Annotated in this window: 15 protein-coding genes; 8 read left to right on the top strand and 7 right to left on the bottom strand. The window is 71.2% G+C overall.

The window, feature by feature from the left end; genetic code table 11:
• Positions 1–198: 198 nt before the first annotated feature.
• The gene (gene rph, locus WMF45_RS23280; protein ID WP_437719045.1) at positions 199–2,808 is read right to left on the bottom strand and encodes a rifamycin-inactivating phosphotransferase; all 2,610 of its coding nucleotides are present in this window, start codon (positions 2,806–2,808) and stop codon (positions 199–201) included.
• Between the two features lie 209 nt (positions 2,809–3,017).
• Between rph and WMF45_RS23275 the strand changes: the two genes are divergently transcribed.
• The 3 genes from WMF45_RS23275 to WMF45_RS23265 all read left to right on the top strand — a co-directional run bounded on the left by WMF45_RS23275 (position 3,018) and on the right by WMF45_RS23265 (position 10,152).
• Positions 3,018–7,106 carry a protein kinase domain-containing protein gene (locus tag WMF45_RS23275; protein ID WP_437719044.1) on the top strand — a complete coding sequence of 1,363 codons (4,089 nt, stop codon included), beginning with the start codon at positions 3,018–3,020 and terminating at the stop codon, positions 7,104–7,106.
• A gap of 224 nt (positions 7,107–7,330) precedes the next feature.
• The gene (locus tag WMF45_RS23270; RefSeq protein WP_437719043.1) at positions 7,331–8,656 is read left to right on the top strand and encodes a hypothetical protein; all 1,326 of its coding nucleotides are present in this window, start codon (positions 7,331–7,333) and stop codon (positions 8,654–8,656) included.
• Between the two features lie 116 nt (positions 8,657–8,772).
• On the top strand, positions 8,773–10,152 hold the full coding sequence (locus tag WMF45_RS23265) for a serine/threonine-protein kinase (protein WP_437719042.1): 1,380 nt from the start codon (positions 8,773–8,775) through the stop codon (positions 10,150–10,152).
• Between the two features lie 55 nt (positions 10,153–10,207).
• Here WMF45_RS23265 and WMF45_RS23260 read toward each other — a convergent pair whose 3' ends face one another.
• Together WMF45_RS23260 and WMF45_RS23255 are read right to left on the bottom strand one after the other, a co-directional pair.
• Positions 10,208–11,005 (bottom strand): hypothetical protein, encoded by a 798-nt coding sequence (locus WMF45_RS23260; RefSeq protein WP_437719041.1) that lies wholly within the window; start codon positions 11,003–11,005, stop codon positions 10,208–10,210.
• An 87-nt stretch (positions 11,006–11,092) separates the two neighbouring features.
• Positions 11,093–11,758 (bottom strand): dihydrofolate reductase family protein, encoded by a 666-nt coding sequence (locus WMF45_RS23255; RefSeq protein WP_437719040.1) that lies wholly within the window; start codon positions 11,756–11,758, stop codon positions 11,093–11,095.
• A gap of 530 nt (positions 11,759–12,288) precedes the next feature.
• Between WMF45_RS23255 and WMF45_RS23250 the strand changes: the two genes are divergently transcribed.
• From WMF45_RS23250 to WMF45_RS23235, 4 genes are all read left to right on the top strand, one after another.
• Entirely contained in the window at positions 12,289–13,089 is an 801-nt protein-coding gene (locus WMF45_RS23250; protein ID WP_437719039.1) for a C-type lectin domain-containing protein, read from the top strand.
• A 56-nt stretch (positions 13,090–13,145) separates the two neighbouring features.
• The gene (locus tag WMF45_RS23245; protein ID WP_437719038.1) at positions 13,146–13,850 is read left to right on the top strand and encodes a hypothetical protein; all 705 of its coding nucleotides are present in this window, start codon (positions 13,146–13,148) and stop codon (positions 13,848–13,850) included.
• Between the two features lie 171 nt (positions 13,851–14,021).
• Positions 14,022–14,387, top strand: a complete 366-nt coding sequence (locus tag WMF45_RS23240; RefSeq protein WP_437719037.1) for an ArsR/SmtB family transcription factor — start codon at positions 14,022–14,024, stop codon at positions 14,385–14,387.
• A complete protein-coding gene (locus tag WMF45_RS23235; RefSeq protein WP_437719036.1) occupies positions 14,384–14,881 on the top strand; it encodes an SRPBCC family protein in 498 nt (165 codons plus the stop codon). The genes WMF45_RS23240 and WMF45_RS23235 overlap by 4 nt, the downstream gene beginning before the upstream one ends.
• A gap of 34 nt (positions 14,882–14,915) precedes the next feature.
• On the opposite strand, the gene WMF45_RS23230 is transcribed toward WMF45_RS23235, so the two are convergent.
• From WMF45_RS23230 to WMF45_RS23220, 3 genes are all read right to left on the bottom strand, one after another.
• On the bottom strand, positions 14,916–15,728 hold the full coding sequence (locus WMF45_RS23230; RefSeq protein WP_437719035.1) for a phytanoyl-CoA dioxygenase family protein: 813 nt from the start codon (positions 15,726–15,728) through the stop codon (positions 14,916–14,918).
• Between the two features lie 271 nt (positions 15,729–15,999).
• On the bottom strand, positions 16,000–16,578 hold the full coding sequence (locus WMF45_RS23225; protein WP_437719034.1) for a superoxide dismutase: 579 nt from the start codon (positions 16,576–16,578) through the stop codon (positions 16,000–16,002).
• Between the two features lie 369 nt (positions 16,579–16,947).
• Positions 16,948–18,201: an acyl-CoA dehydrogenase family protein gene (locus WMF45_RS23220; RefSeq protein WP_437719033.1), complete on the bottom strand. Its 1,254-nt coding sequence runs from the start codon at positions 18,199–18,201 to the stop codon at positions 16,948–16,950.
• 290 nt (positions 18,202–18,491) lie between these two features.
• On the opposite strand from WMF45_RS23220, the gene WMF45_RS23215 reads away from it, so the two are divergent.
• The gene (locus WMF45_RS23215) at positions 18,492–19,388 is read left to right on the top strand and encodes a LysR family transcriptional regulator (protein ID WP_437719032.1); all 897 of its coding nucleotides are present in this window, start codon (positions 18,492–18,494) and stop codon (positions 19,386–19,388) included.
• Positions 19,389–19,487: 99 nt separating this feature from the next.
• Here the strand turns inward: WMF45_RS23215 and WMF45_RS23210 are convergent, their stop codons facing one another.
• A complete protein-coding gene (locus tag WMF45_RS23210; protein WP_437719031.1) occupies positions 19,488–20,741 on the bottom strand; it encodes a GNAT family N-acetyltransferase in 1,254 nt (417 codons plus the stop codon).
• Positions 20,742–20,804: the final 63 nt, after the last annotated feature.

Below are 20,804 nucleotides of genomic sequence, written 5' to 3'. Positions count from 1 at the left end.
GGGTTAACGCGCATGAAGAAGAAGGGCCCGATGCGCATGACGGTCTATCCAGGGTTAAGCGGAAGAAACTCCAGAAAGCAAATGTGAGCGTTCACATCGCCGGCGTCAATCAAAAACCGCCGCGCGGCGATCCTCGATGATCCGATGGGTGCGCAGCGGCCCAGCGCGGCCCCGTCGAGGAGCGCGAGCGCCGCGGATTCAGGTCAGGATCTCGACATACCCGTCCGTTCCATGCACGCGGATGCGTTGCCCATCCCGGATCCGCCTTGTCGCGTTGTCCACGCCGACGACCGCCGGCAAGCCGTATTCCCGGGCGATCACCGCGCCATGGGTCATCAGGCCCCCCACCTCGGTCACAAGGCCCTTGATGGACACGAACAAGGGCGTCCAGCTGGGATCGGTGAAGGTGGTGACCAGGATGTCCCCCGCCTCCAGCGCCGCGTCGGCCATGTCCACGAGGACGCGGGCTCGCCCCTCGACAACGCCCGAGGAGACCGCCAGGCCGACGAGGGCTCCGGCGGGGAGATCGGCTCGCTTGTGCGCACCTGCCACGATCTCCCCGTCGGACGTGATGACGAGCGGCGGCGACAGCTTCTTGTTGAGCTCGTGTTCGGCTCTCCGCTGGCCGACGATCCGGTCGTCCAGCCGATGGGTGCGCACGACCTCGCGGAGCTCGTCGAACGTGAGGTAGTAGATGTCCTTGGCGTCGTGGATCACGCCGGCCTGCACGAGCCGCTCGGCTTCTTGCAGCAACGCCTGCTTGTAAATGAAGTAGCGATTGACGAGGCCGTACTTCGGATACTCGCGATAGCCGATGAAGCCCCGGAGCCGGTCGATCATCCGCTGGGCCTCGCTGGCCTTCTGCTCCCCGTCCGGCAGCTGCCTCAACCGGTCGAGCAGCGCTCGCGCCCGCCGCGAGGCCTCCTGCCGCCCCTGCTCGAACCTCCGCTCGCCGGCACCAGGCTCGAAGTTCTTGATGTTGCTCAGGATCAAGGGGACCAGGGTCGCCGGCTTCTCGCTCCAGCGGGCCCTCGTGATGTCGATCTCCCCCACGCATCGCATCCCGTATCTGTCGAGGTAAGCTTGGATGGCGTCCCGGGCTTCCTTGCCACCGTCGAGCGCGGCCAGCTCCTCCAGGAAGCCATCGTGCTTCACGTTCTGCAGATGAGCGACAACGTCCGGATAAGGACGGATCACGTCGGCGACGTCCAGCAACGCCAGGCCCATCTCCGACGTGATGTTGTTCGATACGGACTGGGAGAGCGTATCGGCGACGCTCTTCTCGCCGAGCCACGCCAGCATCTTCTCGTTGATCCACGAGGAAGCGTTCATGCCCGCCATGATCGCGCCCATGCTCCGCGGACCGAACATCGACTTGCTCAGCGCCTGGATGTCCTCCCGGATGAAGTCGAACAGGGCCGTTCCGGTCCTCGTCCGGATGTCGCGCTTCAGCTCCGTGAGCGCGGCCTGGGTGCGCTCGATCAGCTCCGCGACGATCGCCGGGTCGTCCTCGACCGGCGCGTCGAAGCGCCCCGGCGCCTGCTTGCCCTGGCCGGGGGAGGCCGCCGGATCGTCGGGCGAGGGCTCGATGAAGTCTCCCCGCGAGAGGATCGCCGAGAGGGCGTCCCTGAGGGGCGGATGGGAGCGCCCAAGGAGTCCCAGGAGGGCGTCCCGGCTGGCCGGTGCGGCCAGCTGCTTCGTGGGATCGACGAACAACCTGCCGCCCGCCGCGAGCATGCGGCCACCCGACGTCAGCTGGAACAAGGACAGCCCGAGGGGCTTCATCGCGTCGGTCATCATCTGTTGATGGCCGACGGAGATGTAGACGTGGTTGCCTCGATCACCGGCTTCGGGGATGGGGTACAGGGTCGTGATAGGCCGGCTCTGGACGATGTGGAGCTCCTCCTCGACAAGGCACCACTCGATGTCCTGGGGATGGCCGAAATGCGCTTCGATCTGCCGGCCCAGGCGCTCGATCCGCAGGATCTGCGCGTCGGTCAGCACCTGCCCGTCCTGCCGCTCGGGTTCGATCGCCCGTTCCTCGGTGCCGCCCTCCTCCAGGGCACGCGTGGCCAGCGTCTTTCTGGCGATCGCCTTCTCGATGACCTGGCCGTTCCGCACCTTGTAGCGATCGGCGCTCGCCAGGCCGGCGACCAGGGCCTCCCCCAGGCCGAAGCCAGCCTCGATCGACGACACCTTCCGGTTCGACGTGACGGGATCGGCCGTGAAGACGATCCCGGCGGCCTGCGCGAAGACCATCTTCTGGACCACCACCGCCATGCGGACCTTGCGGTGATCGAAGCCGCGCTGGATCCGGTAGGTCACCGCCCGCTCGGTGAAGAGCGACGCCCAGCACCGGCGGACGTGCTGCAGGATCGCCTGCGTCCCGACGACGTTCAGGTACGTATCCTGCTGGCCCGCGAAGGAAGCCCCCGGCAGATCCTCCGCCGTCGCGCTGGACCGTACGGCGTAGGCGTCGCCTGCGCCAAGCGTGGAGAGAGCCTGGGTGAGCGCCTCTCGCAAGTCCTCGGGGATGGCCGTCCCTTCGATGATCCGGCGCAGCTCGGCGCTGAGCTCCCGGATCCCGTCCCGGTCCTCCGCCGCGAGCGACGACAGCCGATCGAGCAGCCCGCCGATCGACGGCGCTTCTCCCATGATCCGCTGGAAGGCCTCGGTCGTGACGCAGAAGCCGGCGGGCACGCGGATGCCCTCGATCCTGGAGAGCTCTCCCAGGTTCGCGCCCTTCCCCCCGACCACGTTGGCCTTCGTTCGATCGACCTCCTGGAGAGCAAGCACATAGGTCCGCATCCGTTCACCTCCATCAGGGCGTCTGCAGCTCGTTCGCGTCGACGGATCGTCACGCCCCCCTCGTCGAAGGGCGCCACTATAACGCGGACCAGGATGAGCTCTACCGAACGAAACCCCGGGATGGCGACCTCGTCAGGCCGACGCGAGGCATCCATGCTTCCGGCGGCTCGACGCGCGCAGTAGCATCGCTCCGGAGGCGACTCCCGCGGATGCGCTGCACCCTCTGTCACCGCAGGATCGGTGTCGTCGCGGGTTGCCCGCTGCACGGCGGCGCGGCCGCGAGCGCCGCGAAGGAAGAGGCCGGGGCGGTGGAGGTCGCGCCCCGGGTCCCAGGGTTCGATGGGCTCCGCCTCCTCGACGAGGGCGGCTTCGCCCGCGTGTTCGCGGCCTCGCGGCGCGAGGACGGCCTCGCGGTGGCGCTCAAGATCGCGCGCCACCGCGGCGATCGGCGGTTCTCGCGCGAGGCGGCGGCGCTTCGACGGATCGGTCCGCCCGCGGTGCCGCGGCTGCTCGGCGAAGGCGAGATGGAAGGAGGCTTTCCTTACCTCGTCCTCGAGCTCGTCGACGGCGAGACGCTGGCGCGATGGATGGAGGCGCTCCCCGGGGCGGGCGCCGCGGCACCGGTGGAAGCCATGCGGCTCGTCGATGCGATCGGCGCCGCGGTCGACAGGGTGCACGCGGCCGGCGTCGTGCACCGGGATCTGAAGCCGGAGAACGTGATGCTGCGGCGGATGGGAGGGCCGGCGCCGGAGGTCGCCCTCCTCGATCTCGGGCTCGCGCGGCCGGGGGAGGGGAGCGGCGCGGCGGAGGACGGGAGCGAGGTCACGCACACGGGGCTCCGGCTCGGCAGCGCGCTGTACATGGCCCCGGAGCAGTGCCTCGACGCGCGCGACGTCGACGGCCGCGCGGACCTGTATGCGCTCGGGGTCGTCGCCTTCGAGCTGCTCACCGGGCGGCCACCCTTCGTGGGAGAGCCCTCGGCCGTCGTCCGCGCGCACGTCTCCCGGCGCCCGCCGCGGCCGTCGGAGATCGCGCCGGTCCCCCTCGGCGCGGACGAGGTCCTGCTGCGCGCCCTGGCCAAGGCGCGAGAAGAGCGATTCGGGTCAGCGCGTGCCTTCTCCGAGGCGCTGCGGGTCGCGCTCGAGGGCGCCGTGGCGGGCCCGCCAGCCCGGAGGGCCGGTGAACCGCCCGAGGGGGGCGATGAACCGTCTCAGCGGGCCGGCCAGGTGCCCCAGCTGGCCGGCCGACCGACCCCCGACGTCGCGCCGGCCACGCCCGGTCCGTCCCGGCGAAGCCCTGTGGCGCTCCTCGCGGTCCGCGGCGGCGCGCCGGTCGACCAGGTCGCCGGCATCGCGGCGTCGCTCGGCGGGCGGCTCGCCAGGGTGCAGGACGGGCTCTACGTCATCGCCTTTCCCGGCGGGGCCCGCCAGGGCGCTCGCGCGGCCCTCCAGGCGGCCCGGCGGCTCGTGCGCGCGCTGGGCAACGCCACCTCGGCGGCGGTGCATGTCGCCGAGCTCCAGGTGCGCGAGGGCGCCGCCGGGACGGCCTTCGCAGGGCCCGCGCTCGCGCAGCCCGCGAGCTTCTGGCGCCCCGGCGCGCCCGAGCCGATCGCGATCACCCCGGAGGCGGCTGCCTTCCTCGAGGAGCCGACCGGAGCGACCGCGCTCATCAAGGAGCCGAGCGGACCGGCCGGCGATGACGGCGCGAGCGCAGGCGCCCCCCCGGCGGCGGCCCCGTCGTCCGAGCTGCCGCTCCGCGGGCGAGACGAGCTGCTCGGCGAGATCGTCGCGCAGGTGCGCGCCGCGTGGCGCGACAGCACGCCGCTCCTGCTCACGCTGCTCGGCGAGGTGGGGCACGGCAAGACGCGCCTCTGGGAGGCGGTCGCCGCGGCGCTCTCGGCCGAGCCCGGCGCGCGGGTGATCGCGCTCGCGGCGAGGCCGCCCGACGTCGCAGAGCCGGCCGGGCTCGTCCGCGCGCTGCTCCGCGCCGCCCTGGCCCTCGGCGAGGGCGCGCGCGCCGGCGCGATCCGCGCGGCGTGCGTCGCCCGGCTCGGCCCCGAGCTCGGCCTCGCGTCGTGGCCGGCGGTCGCGTTCGCGCTCGACGCCCTGCCGGAGACCGAGCCCGCTGTCGCCGCGGTGCTCGCCGCGCCCGGCGCGCTCCGCCAGACGCTGGCCCGGGCCGCCGGAGAGGCGCTCCGGCGCGCGTGCACGCTGGAGGGGCGCCCGCTCGCGCTGGTCGTCGACGACGCGCAGTGGGGTGATCAGGCCGGCCTCGACGCGATCGAGAGCGCGACCCTCTCGGGGGCCCGCGCGCCGCTCGCGATCCTCGTGGCGGCGCACCCCACGCTGGCCGCTGTGCGCCCGCTCCACGGAGAGCGGGCGGCGCGCTCGGCCCAGCGGGCGCTCCCGCCGCTCGACCCGGGCGCCGCGCGCGCGGCGCTCCTCGATCGGCTGCGCCCTGTCGAGTTCGTGCCCGAGCCGGTCGTCGCGGGCCTGCTCGAGGCGGCGCAGGGGGTCCCGCTCTTTCTTGTCGAGCTCGCGGCCGCGCTCTGGCAGGCGGGCGCCATCCGGAAGGTCCGCGGCGGGCCAGGGTGGTACCTCGCCGCCGACGCGAGCGCGCGGGGAGAGGCGGCACAGGTCATGGACCGCCTCGCGCGCCGCGCCCTCGCCGGCCTGCCGCCGCCGCTCGCCGAGCTCGCGCAGGTGTGCGCCGTGGCGGGCGACGAGCTCGCGATCGACGATCTCGAGGGCCTGCTCGACGAGGCGGCGCGCGCCCAGGCCGTCAGCGCGTGCCGGGACCTGGATCCCGGCGTCGGCCTGTCGCGCCTCGTGCGCCGGGGCCTGCTGCGGGTCGTGGACGCCGCCGGCGCGGGCCGCCTCGCGTTCGCGCACCCGCTCCTTCGCGCGGCGATCGAGGCGGAGGCGCCGCTGGCGCTGCGGCGGCGGCTGCACGGGATCGAGCTCCGCCGCCTGCTCGCGTCGCCCGCGGAGCGGGGCGCCCACCTCGGGCGGATCACGCGCCACGCCGCGGCGGCAGGCGCGCACGCCGAGGCGGCCGCGGCCTGCTTCGAGCTCGCGGAGGAGGCGCGGCGGCGGCACCTCTACGTCGATGCGGAGCGGCACTACTCCGCGGCGCTGGCGGCGCTTGCGGCGGCGGCCCCCGCGCCGGGCATCGCGGTGAGCCGCCGCGCCGTGCTGGCGGGCCGCGGCAAGGTCCGCTACCGGATCCAGCGCTTCGACGACGCGGCCGCCGACCTCCGGGCTGCGCGGGCGATCGCCGATGCGGAGGGCGATCTCCCGGCCGTCGCGGACCTGCTCCTCGAGGAGGCCACGGTCCTCGACTGGTGCGACGACTACGCGGGCTCGCAGGCGCTCGTCGACCGGGCGGCGCCGCTCGTGGAGCGGCTCGGGGACGCCGCGCAGCGGGCGCGCTGCGAGGTCGCGGTGGGGCGCGCGCACTTCCGTTGCCAGCGGCTCGAGGACGCCATCGCGCGCCTCGGGCCCGCGGCCCGGGACGCCGGCGCGCTGGGGGATCACGAGGGCCACGTCATCGCCCTGCTCCTGCTCGCCCCCGCGCTCGTCTACGCCGGCCGCCTCGACGAGGCGGAGGCGCGGTTCCACGAGGTCGTCTCGCGCTGCGAGCGCGTGGGCGACCGGCTGCACCTCGGCATCGCCCTCATGAACCGCCTCACGCTCCGCCTGGCGCGCGAGGATCCGGAGGGCGCGCAGAGCGACCTGCGGACCGCCGTCACCCTGGCCCGCGAGCTCGGCAACGCTTACCTGGAGCGCGGTCCTGCCCACAACCTGGCCGAGCTGCTCTACTGGAGCGGCGAGCTCTCCGAGGCGCTGCCGCTCGCGGTCCGCGCCTTCGAGCTCCAGCGGCGGTTCTTCCAGGCGACCCCGGTGCCCGACTACGCGTTGCTGGTGGCGCGGATCCACGCCGCCCGCGGAGAGCTCGCGGAGGCCGCGCGCCACCTCGACTGGGCGCGGGCGCAGTGCGACCTCGGCGCGGCGCCGCCGGTCACGCGGGTGCTGCTCCGGCTCTGCGCGCAGCTGACGCAGGGCGGGGGAGCCGAGGGCGGGGCGTGGGCGGCGCTCGTCGCCGAGGCGCGGAGCGCGGCGCTGCTCAGCGAGCTCATCGAGATCCTCTGCTTCGCGGCGGCCGACGCGCTCCACCGAGGCAGGCGCGAGGAGGCCCGCCGGTGGCTCGCCGAGGCGGCGCAGAGCCCCTGGGGCAAGCGTTTCTGGCAGGGCCGCCTCGCCCACCTCTCGGCGCAGGTCGACGCCGCGCCGCCCTGAGCGCCGCGCCGGAGGCCGGGCGGCCTGGGGTCTCCGGAGCGACAGCGCCCCTCCCGCTGTCGCCGCCGAGGTGACAGCGCGTCGCGGCGGGGCCCGGGATGGCGCGCGATCCCGGCTGGATGAGGCTGGCGCGACGCGTGCAATTGCCGAAATTGCCGACTGCCAACCGCGAGAGGCGTGCAACCGCCCCCGCTCCTCCTTGTGAACTTGTGAAAGGCGCAACGATGAACCGACGAACTGCTGGTCTCGCCCTCTCTGCCTTCTCCGCCCTCTCCCTCGCGGCGAGCCTCGCGAACGCGGGCTACGACGCCAGCGCCTCCGACCTCGGCCTCGCCGGTGGGTCGCTCGTGAGCAGCCCGGCGACGCGGCGGACGATGGTGATCGGCAACCACCTTCAGCTCGAGGTCCTGGGCGGCAACCTGCTCACCACGAGCCGGGAGAGCCTCAGGGCGCTCACCGCGAGCCCGCTGTCGACCAACGCGTTCGCCCAGGGCACGCTCCACGAGGCGCTGCTCGACCCGAACGCGCGCGAGGTGATGCAGGCCCTCGTGGAGTGCGCGCTCGCGAGCGACCAGAGCGTCTCGTGGGCTCCGACGCCGGAGGAGCGCACGGCCCTCACGCAGGCGACGAGCGACCGGGGGGGCTTGAAGGGCCGGTCCTTCTGGGCGCCGCTCGCGGGGACGTTCAAGTCGAGCAAGGACCCCCTCGTGTGGCACGGCCACGTCGGGCTCTGCCCGGACTGGCACACCGCCGCGCCGTCAGCGGCGTGCCAGGAGCTCGTCTCTGCGTGCCTGTTCGCGAGGAACAACGCGTTTGGCGTGACCGTCGACATCTCCATGGAATGGGACGCGCTCACACCGGAGGATTCCTGGGATGCCGTCGCATCGACGCCGGAAGCGCTGGAGGAGGCCGCGGTCTTCCGGATGCGGGAGGGCGCGTTCTTCGGCAACCTGCTGGACCCCGAGCAGCTGAATGAGGCGGCGGAGGTGTACCTCAAGAAGGGCGTCAGCGCGTACGTGATCGGGCGGCCCTCGCTCGACGAGGTGGACCTCGTCTACAAGAGCGCATTTGTCTGTCACCCGGCCGATCACTCCGCCGTGTTCCCGCTCCCTTACGCGAGCGAACGCGCCTGTGTCGATGCCTACGGGGACGTCGCGCCCGGCTGCCTGGCCAGGCACGTCGGCGCATGCCGTGGGTTCGCGACCGGCAAGGAAGGCAGGATGGGGCCGCCGAACGTATGCGAGCAGGAGCCGGTCGACCCCGTGACCGGCCGGCGTGTCTACGACGACTGCCTCGTTGACGGCCGCGTGTGGCAGAACCCCATCACCGTGTTCCTGGAGAAGGAGTGCATCATCAACCCGGCCGTCTGTGAGTACGCGGAAAATTGGGTCCCGGAGATCGGGGACCTGCCGTTCTCTGGCGTGCCCATCGAGGACCGATGCGTCCTCTTTCCGGAGTCGTGCTCGATCGTGGACAAGCCGTTCTCGGAGCTCCCCCCGTTCTCGCAGCCGATCACCGCGGACGTCTCGTATGCCCCCGGCTCCTTCTAGCCGGCCTGGCCCGGCGCCTGCCAGGGGCTGAAGCCCTCGGAACCCTGGATCGCGGGGCCCGCCCGCTCCATGGCGCGCTTGCATTCCGGCGCCCGCTCGGGCGATCTCACTGCAGCATGGCGGCGCCCACGAGGCCTCACGACCCGACCGGCACCCTGGTCGACGACGCGCTGGACGCCGCCGACGACCTCGCCCCCGGCACCCTGGCCGGGGAGTACCTTGTCGAGGAGGCGCGGAGCCACGGCGGCTTCGCCGTTGTCTACCTGGCCACGCAGCTCGGGACGGGGCGCGCGGCGGCGCTCAAGGTCCTCCGGCGCCGGCTGGCTGCAAGTACGCGGATCCTCGAGAGATTCCAGCAGGAGGCCGCGGCCCTCCGGCGCCTCGCCCACCCGCACATCGTCGAGATCCTCGGCGCGGGGGACCTGCACGACGGCCGGCCCTACCTCGTCATGGAGTGGATCGAGGGCCGGACGCTCCGGCAGGAGCTCCGCGCCCGCGGCGCGCTCTCCGCCGCGGAGGCGCTCGCCGTCGTCGAGGAGGTCGGCGGCGCCCTCTCCGCCGCGCACGCGCTCGGGATCGTCCACCGCGACGTCAAGGCGCAGAACATCATGGCGATCCCGCGCGGCGGGTGGTTCACGACGCGGCTGCTCGACTTCGGGATCGCCAAGCTGCTCGAGCCCGAGCGGCTCGGCCGCGGGCCCATCTTCACGCAGGCCAGCGTGCTCGGGACGCCGGGCAGCATGGCGCCCGAGCAGATCGCCGGCCGCCCCGTCGACGCGCGCACCGACGTGTACGCGCTCGGCCTCCTCCTGTACGAGCTGCTCACGGGGCAGCCCGCGTTCCACGCCGACAACCTCGTCGAGCTCGAGGAGCTCCAGCTCTTCGCGCCGCCGCCGCGGGCGGGCGACCTCGTGGCCGTGCCGCCGGCCTTCGACGCCGCGATCGCGCGCTGCCTCGAGAAGTCGCCGGACGCGCGCTACCCGAGCGTCGCCGGGCTGCTGGCGGATCTCCGCGCGGCGCCGCTCGCGGCGAGGGACGAGGCGCGCGTCCGCCCGGCGGCGGCGCTGCACGCCAGCGTGCAGATCGAGGGGGAGGGCGAGATCGACGAGGCGGCGTTCGACGACGCCGAGGAGGTCCTCGCGACGGTCCGGCGCGCCGCGGCGGACGCGGGGCTCGTCACGATCGTCGACGGCGGCGGGGTGCTGGTCGGGGCGACGGCGCTCCCGGCCGATCCGGAGGGAAGCCGCGCCGCCCGGGCCCGGCTTGTCGACGTCGTGCGCGCGCTGGAGACGACGATCGCGTCGAGGCCGGGGCCGAGCCCCGCGGTAGAGGTCGTGCTGGTGCTGCACGCCGCGCCCGCGCGGGTCGAGGGCGCGCCGGGCCAGCAGCGGTTCGCGGGCGGCGCGCTCCTGCGCCTCGACGAGTGGACGACGGGGCATTCCCGGGGCGGCCTCGTGATCACGCCCGCGGCGCGCGCGGGGATCGACGAGGGCTAGCTCCCTGGGCCGGGACGGTCGACTTCGGACACCACCCGACCCCGGGAGGGCGACTTCACTTCAAGACGAGCTTCCCGGCCGGCGTGATACACGATCTGTTGGGCTCGGGCGGCGTATCGCCAGATTCGCACTCCGCCGGCACCTTGTAGTCCTTGCCGACCGTCCCCTTCGGGTACCAGCACTCCGCGTCGAGGTAGCGTGTCAGGTAGTGGTCCCCGTCGGTCGACGATGCCTCGTTCGTCTTCCAGTCCGTGCCCGTGTAGAGGATGATCGCGCCCTCCCCGCACATCCTTTCGGCCTCCTTGACGAGCTCCGGCTTCCAGATGGGAGCAGGCGTCGTGCCCTTCTCCGGCACCTTGTCGCACGCCGTGAGCTCGCGCGAGCCGTCGTCCTGGGCGCGGAGGTTCGTCCGCTCGACCGTATCGAAGTTCAGGGCGCCGCTCACGGAGGTGGTCCAGTCCATCCCGGGGCGCTGCTTTCCGCCTTCCACGCGGAGCGAGGCAAAGCCGCAGCCCTGCTCTCCCGAGTCCTTCTTGCGGAGCGCCGTCAGCATCTCGGCGCATTTGTCACGCGCCTGCTCCACGTACATCTTCCCATCCACGGTCTCGGTCATCCACTCGTTGCCCACCGCCAGCTTGGTCTTGTCCGCACAGCTCGCGGCCACGACGATCGCGTTGAAATACGCCTCATTCGTGTCGAGGCTCTTCTTCGACGCGGCGGCCGTGTCGTTGTACCTCTTCGCGAACTCGTCGAGCTGAGCCTTCTCCTCGGGGGCGAGCGACGGGATGAACGCGCCGCAGCCGAGCGGCGCCGCGCACGAGAGGAGCAGGATCGCCGTCAATGCCTTTGACATGGTTCCATTCATGGGGCGGTGCGATAGCGTCCCACGGATATGGCGTCAACGCGAATGCGCGCCGCGCGGCGGGCCGGCGCGCGCCTGCTACTTCGTCAGGACGACGTGGGTGGCGTGTTCCGTGGAGGCGTGCTCCGTGCATCGGTAGCCGAGGCTCACCGTATCGATGCCGGCGAGGAGGTGCTCGCCCCGGCCGAGGAGCACGGGGGAGATCACGAGGTGGAGTTCGTCGATGAGCCCCGCGGCGAGGTACTGCCGAACGGTGGCGACGCCGCCGCCGAGCCGGATATCCTTGCCCTGGGCCGCCTCCTTCGCGCGCTCCAGCGCGGCGTGGATGCCCTCGGTCACGAAGTGGAAGGTCGTTCCGCCCTCCATGGTGAAGGACTCACGAGGATGGTGCGTGAGCACGAAGACGGGCACGTGGTAGGGCGGGTTCTTGCCCCACCATCCCTGCCAGCCGTCGTCGGGCCAGGGGCCCCGCTGCGGCCCGAACATGTTGCGGCCCATGATCCAGGCGCCGAGGTTCTCGAAGCCGCGCGCGGCGAAGTCGTCGTCGAGGCCTGCCCGGCCGACCGTGTCGCCGATGAGCGAGGCAGCGTAGTCGGCGGACATTCTCTGGAACGTCTTCGTGCCGAGGACCCACTTGTGCAGCGCCATCCCTCCGACGCCCATCGGATTGGCCAGATCCTGGCCGGGACCGGCGCCATGGCCGTCGATCGAGATCCCGAACGCGTGTACCCGAAGCCTCGACATGCGCGCAACTCCTTCGGCGCAGGCGTCGCCTGCGGCCCTTCTGACGACCGTTCGTCCGAAGTGGCGACGAACGAGCCGGGGCCGGATCGACACGCCGGCGAATTTTTTTACTCGCTGGCCGAGCGTCACATGAAAGCGCTGTTAATTCAAATGTTTAGGAGGTCCCGGGCGGGCGGACCGCCGCTGGAGCCGCTTCTCGTGGCGCTCGATGGCCTCGACGAGCTTCGCCTTGCGCTCCCCCTCCGTGCGCCAGCGCCGTGGCGCCGGAACGCCCAGCCAGCGGGCAAGGCGCTCCAGCGCAGCGACGTCGGCGCGGAATAGACCGAAGCTTGATGATCGAGCAGCCAGTCGTATAACATGCGAGCTACGAGTGTGCTTTTCCCATGTGCCCCGAAATGTAGGTCGGGCACCGATCGCCAGGCTGAGGGTTGCGATGATGCGCCGGACTCTGCCCGGCACTGCATCCCTGGACGAGGAGAGCGTTTATGCCGCACGTGAATGCCTGCAGCGAGTCTGTATGTGGCTTTCGGATGATCTCAGTCCTGCTGTTGCCGGCGCTGCTCAGCGCATGTGTCGAGGACGACGCGGATGTGGTGCACCCTGTGTTGCCGGTCGTCGTGGCACCGCAGGTCGCCCAGGGCGGCCATGACTACGCGTTCGTGCGTAGCCCGGCGACCTGGCACGCGGCGCAAGCGTCCTGCGCGAACTACGACCTTGCGGGTGGGGGTGGTTATCACCTGGTTACTGTCAATGACCCTGTCGAGGAGCAATTTCTCAACAGGTTCGAGATCTACGCCAAGCAGAGCCCATGGTGGATTGGCTACAGCGATGAGGTCACGCCGGGCGCGTGGACGTGGGCGAACGGGAGCTCGACGTACACGAACTGGGCGCCGGGGCAACCGAGCACGTTCGGCCACTGCGCGGTCGATATGCGGGACGGCGCTGGTACCTGGGGCGCGCGGCCTTGTGACCGGCCAGCTTCCTTCATCTGTGAGCGGGACGCCCCGGCGAGCAGCAGCAAGGGTACTTTTTGGTTCAGTCGCGCCAGCACGGACAACGCGCACACCAACACCGAGACCTTGGCTGTCACGCTATCGGCAGGTCAGATCCTGTCCGCCGGCACCTGTGGGCTCGCGGGCGGGGCGGTCGCGTCCGGCAGCACGTGGATCCGGATCAAGCGTGACGGCGTCGACGTGGGCAGCAACGACGAGGGCTCTCTCTGCCGCTATGGATCTCTGTCGATCGCGGCCGCGACACCTGGCGTCTACGTGATTCATGCGGGATGCGTCAATAACACAGCGTGTTCTGGCACCGTGGCGTGGCAATACTGACGAGGCGAACGCGTACTGACGAGGCGAGCGAATGGCGATCTGAAGGTTCAACGCACATGAGACGCAGGCTCAAGCTCGTCGCGATCGAGGCCGTCGGTGCGGTCGCGTTCCTGGTGCCGGCGCAGGCCCTGGCGCGGTCCGAGGGGTCGTTCAACCCCGGCTTCTTGCTGTCCGTCGGCAGCGGCGAATGCCCGGTCGGGGTCGGCACGGAAATCAGCGGCATGGTGTTTCCGAAGGGAGACCCGGGCTCGATCGGTTACGGTGGTTTCTTCCAGGCGCAGACCTATGCCGGCGACTATGGGCGGCTGGCGTTCGGGTTTCAGCTCGGAAACGTCGTCGGTGGAGAGCTCGGCTTCGCGGGTCTGACCCGCAGCGATCTCCACACGTCGACGTTCGCTCTGCACACGGGCGTCTTCGCCTCGGCCGCCGTGCTGGGGACGGGTCTGCGCGTGACGATCCCGATGAGCGGCTCCGATCACGGGCTCCCGGCCCACGGCGTCGAAGTGTCGTGGGTCTTGACCCTCAAGGTTCCGATCTACAGCGGCAGGGTCTTCAACTCGTTCGGCCGGCCGCTGCGAGACGAACAGGGCCCCATCACGGCCGCGGCGCGCGAAGCGAACGGCTGGGCGGACATCCGCGATCCCGCGCTGGTCGCTCACCTTTCGCCGCGGGAGCGCGAAGAGCTCGCCGCCCTGTGGGTCGAGGCCGCGCTCGCCGAGCCGGAGCTCGAAGCGCGGGCCGAGGGAGGCCTCGTGCCATGACCGCCCTCCGTGAGCCCTCGCGCCTGACACCCAGGTGAGCCGCCGCGGAGCTGCGCCGCGCTGAGCCGCGCTGAGCCGTGCTCCACGCGGGCGGCAAGGTTTGGCCGCGCGTGCAGCCCTGCGCGCGGTAGCGCTTGACGGATGTATGCACCGTGGTGTATATGTGTCGACATGCAACTGGACGTCTTCGAGGTCCTGGCCGATCCCACGCGCCGCCGCATCGTCGAGGCTCTCCTCTCTGGCGAGCAACAGGTGGCGGAGGTCGTGGAGAAGGCCGGCATCCACCAGTCGGGCGTGTCGCGGCACCTGCGCATCCTCTCGGAGTCAGGTTTCGTCTCGATGCGACCCGACGGGCAGCGGCGCCTCTACTCCCTTCGTCCCGAGCCGTTCCGCGAGCTCGAGGACTGGCTCGGCCGCTACCGGCAGCTCTGGGAGGAGCGCCTCGATCGTTTCGGTGCCGCGCTCGAGAAGAAGCGCGCGTCAGCTCAGAACAACCCGGCCGTTCAAGACGGCCCAACCACGAGGAAGCCATCATGAACAGCGCAGTCAAAGCCCAGGCCCGATCCAAGGTCAGAGTCGAGCGTACCTATCGTGCCACGTTGCAGGAGGTCTGGGACCTCTGGACCACGCGAGAGGGCTTCGAGTCCTGGTGGGGGCCGCGAGACTTCCGGGCCGCCGTGGCGGAGCTCGACGCGAGGCCGGGCGGCGCCCTGCGCTACGAGATGATCGCCGCCACGCCCGAGATGGTCCGCGCCATGGCGGAGGTCGGCCGGCCTCCCTCGCACGCCGTCACCTCCACCTTTGCCGAGCTCACGCCCATGACACGGCTCGTGCTCCGCAACGTGATCGACTTCCTGCCCGGCGTACCGCCCTACGAGAACGACATCGATGTCGAGCTCACGGAGCTCGGCGACCGCGTGAAGATGGTGGTGCTGCTCGACACGCTGCATAGCCCCGAGTTCACCGAGATGCAGAAGGAGGGCTTCACCAGCCAGCTCACCAAGCTGGACGAGAGGTTCGGGGCGGCGTGAGGAGCTGCCGCGCCTGGGCGAGCGGCGTCGCGCGTCAGTACGCGAAGGCCTGGTAGACCTCGGTCTCCTCCGTCTCCTCGCGCGCGTCGAGCGATTCGACGATGGGATTGAAGCGGAGCATGCGCTTCGCCCGCTCCGACAGGTGGGAGAGGCTCTCGCGGGGCACCCGGATCGAGACCTCAGGGCGGAAGAGCCAGCGGCGGCTGTAGCCGATGACGACCATCGGCCGCGGCTCGCGCGAGCGGTTCGGGGTCCCGCGGTGGAGGCCGCGAACGTCACGGACCATGACGTCGCCGAGCTCCATGGCGATCGGCTCGAGCGCGACCTCGCCCTGCTCGAGGCGCCGCATCCCCTCGGCCTTGGACAGCATGTGCGTGCCGCGGGCGATCTCGATCGGGCCGTTCTCGGCGGTGACGTCGACCAGCGGGAAGTTGACGGCGAGCTGGAACGCGGGCGTCTCTCTCCCGGTCTCGGGGAAGAGCGGCGGCGTGTCGCGGTGGACGTCCTGGTAGTCGGACCCGAGGAGCGGGGTGTCTGTCGCGAGCTGGACCATGGTCATGTCGGCCCCGACGAGGCGCTCCACCACGCCCAGGATCGTCTCGTCCTCGTAGATGCGCGGCTCCGCGAAGGGGGCCTTGAACGGGAGCGTCACGTAATAGCGACCGGGCCCCCGGTTCTTGAGGTGCCCCTCACGCGCGATGTGGGCGTCGAGGAGCGGCGCGAAGGCCTCACGCCACGAGCGCAGCAGGCTCTTCGGAATGAGGTTCTTTATCAGGCAGAACCCATCCCGCTGCGCTGCGCGGGCAAGCTCATCCATATCGGCGCTCGTGTGGCGGGCATGGCTCATGGCTCGGGCCGAGCTTGGTGGATCGAGCGGAGTCGTCAAGCTCGGCGCTCGCTCTCCGGCGGTTCATTCCCGTCCCACCGCCGCCGGAATCATCGTCTTTGGAGGAGAATGCGGCGCTCCAGGCGCCAGGCCCACGCGCGCGGGACGGGCAAGTGACCTCAGCCTGACGAGGCCGACGCCCGCGCGGCCCCGCTCTGCATCAGCTCAGGCTGGTCGCTCTCATGCCTGGATGCAGAGCGGCCTCGACGCCCCCTTCACGGGAGCGTGCGGGTCACAGCTTCGAGGCGGCGTGGTCCCAGTTCACCAGGTTCCACCATGCCTCGACGTACTTCGGCCGGGCATTGCGGTAGTCGATGTAATACGCGTGCTCCCACACGTCGCACGTGAGCAGCGGCGTCTTGCCCTCCGTGAGCGGGCACCCGGCGTTGCCCGTCTGCACGATTTCGAGCTTGCCTGAGCCATTCTTCACCAGCCAGGCCCAGCCCGAGCCGAACTGACCGACGGCCGCGGCGCTGAACTTCTCCTTGAACGTCGACACGCTGCCGAACGCCTCCTCGATCGCCGCACGGAGCGCGCCGGCAGGCTCACCGCCGCCCTGCGGCTTCATGCTGTGCCAGTAGAACGTGTGGTTCCACACCTGAGCTGCCTGGTTGAAGACCGGGCCGGACGTCGTGCGGACGAGATCCTCGAGGCTCTTGCCCGCGAGCTCCGGGTTCGCCGCCACGAGCTCGTTCAGCTTCGTGACGTACGCGTTGTGGTGCTTGCCGTGGTGGAAATCGAGCGTCTCGGCCGAGATGTGGGGGACGAGCGCGTCTCTGGAGTAGGGGAGCTGGGGAAGCTGGAAGGTCATGGTTCTGTTCCTCGTGTTCCGTGTCGGCGGCTGCGCGCTCGTCGCAGCCCGTTGTGAGTCGCTCGGCGAAGACCTTCGGGTGGCGCTCCAGCCACGGATCGAACGTCCGCGCGTCGCGGCCAGACGGCCGCTCCGCGTCGCCGGGTCCGGCGGCAGCCTAGCAACCCCGGTGGGCGCGCGTCACGCCTTGCCAATGAGTTGGCAGTTTTCCATCCATTTGGAGAGACGGCCTCCCGGCCAGCGGCTCCGCAAACCGGCCAGGCCCGACGGCGCGCGGCGCGGCCGGCGCGTCTCCGAGAGCTCCAGCGCGAGCGACCCGAGCTCGAGGGCGCGGGCGACCCGAGCTCGGGGGCGCGGGCGACGTCGCTCTCAGTACGCCCCCTTCGGCTCGAGGCCCAGCATGTGCTGGCCGACCATCGTGGACACGGCGTCCCAGTTGAGGGTGATGTGCTGGGCGATCGCGTTGCCGTCCCGCCACATGCGCTGGATGGGTTGACCGAGCGCCAGGCTGCTGCCTCCGACGCACGAGAACAACGCCTCGATGGCGGAGTGCGACAGCTTCGCCGCGTAGGCGTGGCCTCGCCGGTTGCGGATGCGCTTCTCGACGCTCACGGACCGCCCCTGGGCTGCTGTCAGCTCCACCTCGGTGATGTCGCGGTCGAGGACGAGCCTCGCCGCGTCCACGGCGGCCGCCGCGTCGGCAAGGCGCGACTGCACGTGAGCGAACTGGCAGAGGCGCGCTCCCGCGCCGCCGATGCCGCCGCGCGTGACGCGGCTCTCGCAGAGATCGAGGAAGGCATCGATGGCGCCTTGGGCGGTGCCCAGGAGCGGGGCCACGAGGCAGACCGGGATCGCCGAGAGGAAGGAGATGCTGTAGATACGGTTGGGGTTCACCGTGGCCCCAGGAGGCGCGCCGGACGCGGCCTCCGCGAAGGTGAGCTTCCGATGACCCGGCACGAAGGTCGGCTTGTTGAGCACCACGGTCTTGGACCCGGTGCCAGCTTGGCCCGCGACGTGCCAGTCGTCCTCGATCGACCAGTCGGAGCGGGGCACGAGCAAGAAGCCGGCGTTGGAGGTGGCGTCGTTCTCCTTCGGAAGCTGGACGCCCAGCACGGCCCACTGCGAGTTGTCGACGTTGGACGCGAAGCGCCACTTGCCCTGGATCAGGTACCCGCCATCCACCGCGTGCGCCGCGGTGATGGGCGAGTAGGAGCCGCACAGGATGGCCCGGGGATTCTCCCTCCACACGTCGTCCTGCGCCTGCGCCGGGAACAATCCGAGCAGCCACTGGTGGATCGCCCCGAGCGAGCATGCCCAGGCGGACGAGGTGCAGCCTCGCCCGATCTCGCTGATCACGTCGAGGAGCGCGGTGAAGCCGTACTCGTAGCCGCCGTAACGGGCCGGCTGCATCAGCCGAAAGAAGCCGGCGCGATGGAAGAGCTGGTTCGTCTCCTCCGAGACGCGGCGCTCGATCTCCGTTTGCTGGGCTTGCTCGCGGAGGCGAGGGATGAGCTCGCGCGCAGTGGAGACCAGACTCTCGAGGGGCGGCGCGTCGGCGGCGGGGCTGATCCGACCGGGGGCCTTCATGACCGCAGCTCTGACCGAGGACTGTTCGAGATTCATGGATCATCCCTCGCGTGGCGAAAATTCGCTGGCTGCGCGACGGCGCGTCCAGGCGCTGCAGAGCGAAGCGGAGCCGCAGATGCAGGTCGCCTCGTCGCCAAGCGCGCTGGGCCTTCAGGGGCCTCCGGGAGACCGCATCGCCGGCAGCGGCCCGCGCATTGGCGCGGATCGCCGCGAGGCGGGACGCCGCGCCGGCGCCGCCACGCTTAGGATCACGTCCCGAGTATGCGAAGATGCCCGCGACGGCGCCAGAGGGCGCCCTGGAACGGCCGCGTTCGAGGAGTGGAACGTTGAGGGAGCCCGATGATCTGTCCGGTCTGTCGATGTTCGTGCGCATCGTCGAGGAAGGCTCGCTCAGCGCGGCCGGCCGGGCGCTCGGGCTGCCCAAGGCGACCCTCAGCCGCAACCTCGCGCTCCTGGAGAAGCGGCTCGGCGCGCCGCTGCTGATCCGCTCCACGCGCGCGCTCAGCCTGACGGATACGGGCAGGCGCTTCTTCGACAAGGTCCAGCCCATCGTTCGAGAGGCGCAGCAGGCGACCGCCGAGGTCAAGATCCTCCATGCGGCTCCTTCCGGGCTGCTGCGCATCACCGCGCCCGTCGCCTATGGCCAGGCGGCGATCGCGCCCCGCCTGCTCTCCTTCATGAGGCGTTATCCGGCGGTCCGCATCGATCTGCATCTCCATGACGGGCGCGTCAACCTCGTCAACGGCGGCTACGACCTGGCCGTCCGCATGGGGGCGATCGAGGACAGCGAGCTGATCAGCCACAAGCTGGCCGATATCACCATGGTCATCGTCGCCTCGCCGAACTGGCTGGAGCAGCACGACATGCCCCAGAGGCCCGCTGACCTCGCCCAGCATGCCGCCATCGTCACGCGGCCCGAGCTCGTTCATTGGAAAGTCGGCGGGGAGACCGTGCGCGTCCCCTGGCGCATGAGCACCGGCAACATGATCGTCACGCGGGATGCCGCGAGGGCGGGGCTGGGCATCGCTTTCGTACCCGAGTTCCTTGCGTTGCCTGACCTGGAACGCGGGTCGCTGGTACGCCTGCTCCCCGACCTCGATCTGCCGATGATTCAAGCGACCGCCCTGTATACCCGGGCCGCCAGCCAATCGGTGGCGCTGCGCGCCTTGCTGGACGACCTCCTGGCCAGCCGACCCATCGAGGCCGATGCCGCGCCGTCGTGATCCTGCCCGGGCGCGGCTGGTACCCCCCTCTGATGCGACATGCGATGTGGGTACACCGCCTTTTTATCAGGTGGGGTGAGGGGGAACGACCGGCGGCCTTCAGAACCTATCTGCCAGCGTGAGCTGCGGGTGCTGCGCCGGGAAGAGCACCGGGACGAGCCGGGTGGCGTCTCCGGCAAGCCGGAGCTTCCCCGCGTCGCACACCTCCAGCGGCGCGTCCGAGCCGAGGAGGAGCCGCGCCACCGCCCAGCCGCCGCGGATAGCGCTGCGCGCCCCCGCGGCGCTCCGCCCGCGGGCGACCTCGACGCGGCCGCGGTCGAGGCGGAGCGTCGCCGTCTCCTCGGGGCTGGCGAGCGTGAGCGCGCCGCGGTAGCCCGCGAGCTCGGACGCGGCGAGCCGGGCCGAGAGCTCCGGCGCCATCGCCGCGAGGCATCCCGGGAGGTCGACGACCCGGACCATCGCGGCGCCGCTCTCGGCATAGCGCTGCTCGTGGCGGCTGTTCAGCGTCCGGAGCCGCGCGGCGAGCGCCGAGCGGTAGGGGAGCGTGTCGAAGCGGATCTCGGGGAGCGCCTTCCGCCGGCAGAGGGCCCCTAGCGCCGAGAGCGCCGCGTCCGGTGCGCCGGTCGCCTCGGCGCACACGAGCCGGCTCCTGCCCGCCTGGACGACGACATGCCCCTCGGGGCGCTCTCGATCCGCGCCCCAGCACCAGGCCTCGACGTCCTTGCGCATGCCGCTCCACGAGCGCAGAAAGGTCGGCCGCACCGCCGTGCCGGTGAGGCCGGCGTTCCACCGGTTGTGCAGCCGCACCAGCGCCTGCGTGGGCACCGCGGGGATCCGGCGCAGCCCGCGCAGCCGAGGCAGCGTGGCCGGGAGGTCGGGGAGCTTCACGCGCCACCGCGACTCGGGCCAGGCCGGCACATAGCCGAACCGGTGGTAGAAGTCGTCGATCCCGAACAGGATCGAGAGGTGATAGCCGCGGGCGCGCATGCGGTCGAGGCTGTGCGGAGCCGTGCGGGCCATGAGCCCTTTCCCCCGGTGGGCCGCCTCGGTGGCCACCGCGCCGATGCCGCCGCAGCGCACCTCCGCCCGACCGATCCGCATCCGGTAACCCCACACGCCCCAGTGGGTGACCATCACATCACCGAGGAATCCGATGACCGAGGCGTCCCAGTCGTAGTGGCTGTGGTTCACGTACCAGGCGGCGCAGTCGGCGCGGAAGCTCGCGTAATTGCCAAAGGTGCGCGCCGCGATCTCGATCACCGCCGTCGCGTCGGCGACCGGAGCAGGGGAGCGGACGGTGAGGGACGGAGTTTTCAGGAGCGTGCCCGCCATCGGTAGGAGCGGTTCGCCCACGGCGTGCGATCGAGCATGGTCCCTCCTATCCGGACCCCGCCAACCCTGGCCAAATTTCTGACG

It is taken from the genome of Sorangium sp. So ce448, from assembly GCF_051520915.1.
GTDB lineage: Bacteria > Myxococcota_A > Polyangia > Polyangiales > Polyangiaceae > Sorangium > Sorangium cellulosum_B.
Note: the sequence above shows the minus strand (reverse complement) of the source record. Positions and strands in the feature narration are given on the sequence as shown.

Excerpts from the sequence above, each read along its gene's own strand:
- rph (WP_437719045.1), bottom strand. The coding sequence starts at position 2,808 with ATGCGGACCTATGTGCTTGCTCTCCAGGAGGTCGATCGAACGAAGGCC.
- WMF45_RS23275 (WP_437719044.1), top strand. The coding sequence starts at position 3,018 with ATGCGCTGCACCCTCTGTCACCGCAGGATCGGTGTCGTCGCGGGTTGC.
- WMF45_RS23270 (WP_437719043.1), top strand. The coding sequence starts at position 7,331 with ATGAACCGACGAACTGCTGGTCTCGCCCTCTCTGCCTTCTCCGCCCTC.
- WMF45_RS23265 (WP_437719042.1), top strand. The coding sequence starts at position 8,773 with ATGGCGGCGCCCACGAGGCCTCACGACCCGACCGGCACCCTGGTCGAC.
- WMF45_RS23260 (WP_437719041.1), bottom strand. The coding sequence starts at position 11,005 with ATGTCAAAGGCATTGACGGCGATCCTGCTCCTCTCGTGCGCGGCGCCG.
- WMF45_RS23255 (WP_437719040.1), bottom strand. The coding sequence starts at position 11,758 with ATGTCGAGGCTTCGGGTACACGCGTTCGGGATCTCGATCGACGGCCAT.
- WMF45_RS23250 (WP_437719039.1), top strand. The coding sequence starts at position 12,289 with ATGATCTCAGTCCTGCTGTTGCCGGCGCTGCTCAGCGCATGTGTCGAG.
- WMF45_RS23245 (WP_437719038.1), top strand. The coding sequence starts at position 13,146 with ATGAGACGCAGGCTCAAGCTCGTCGCGATCGAGGCCGTCGGTGCGGTC.
- WMF45_RS23240 (WP_437719037.1), top strand. The coding sequence starts at position 14,022 with ATGCAACTGGACGTCTTCGAGGTCCTGGCCGATCCCACGCGCCGCCGC.
- WMF45_RS23235 (WP_437719036.1), top strand. The coding sequence starts at position 14,384 with ATGAACAGCGCAGTCAAAGCCCAGGCCCGATCCAAGGTCAGAGTCGAG.
- WMF45_RS23230 (WP_437719035.1), bottom strand. The coding sequence starts at position 15,728 with ATGAGCCATGCCCGCCACACGAGCGCCGATATGGATGAGCTTGCCCGC.
- WMF45_RS23225 (WP_437719034.1), bottom strand. The coding sequence starts at position 16,578 with ATGACCTTCCAGCTTCCCCAGCTCCCCTACTCCAGAGACGCGCTCGTC.
- WMF45_RS23220 (WP_437719033.1), bottom strand. The coding sequence starts at position 18,201 with ATGAATCTCGAACAGTCCTCGGTCAGAGCTGCGGTCATGAAGGCCCCC.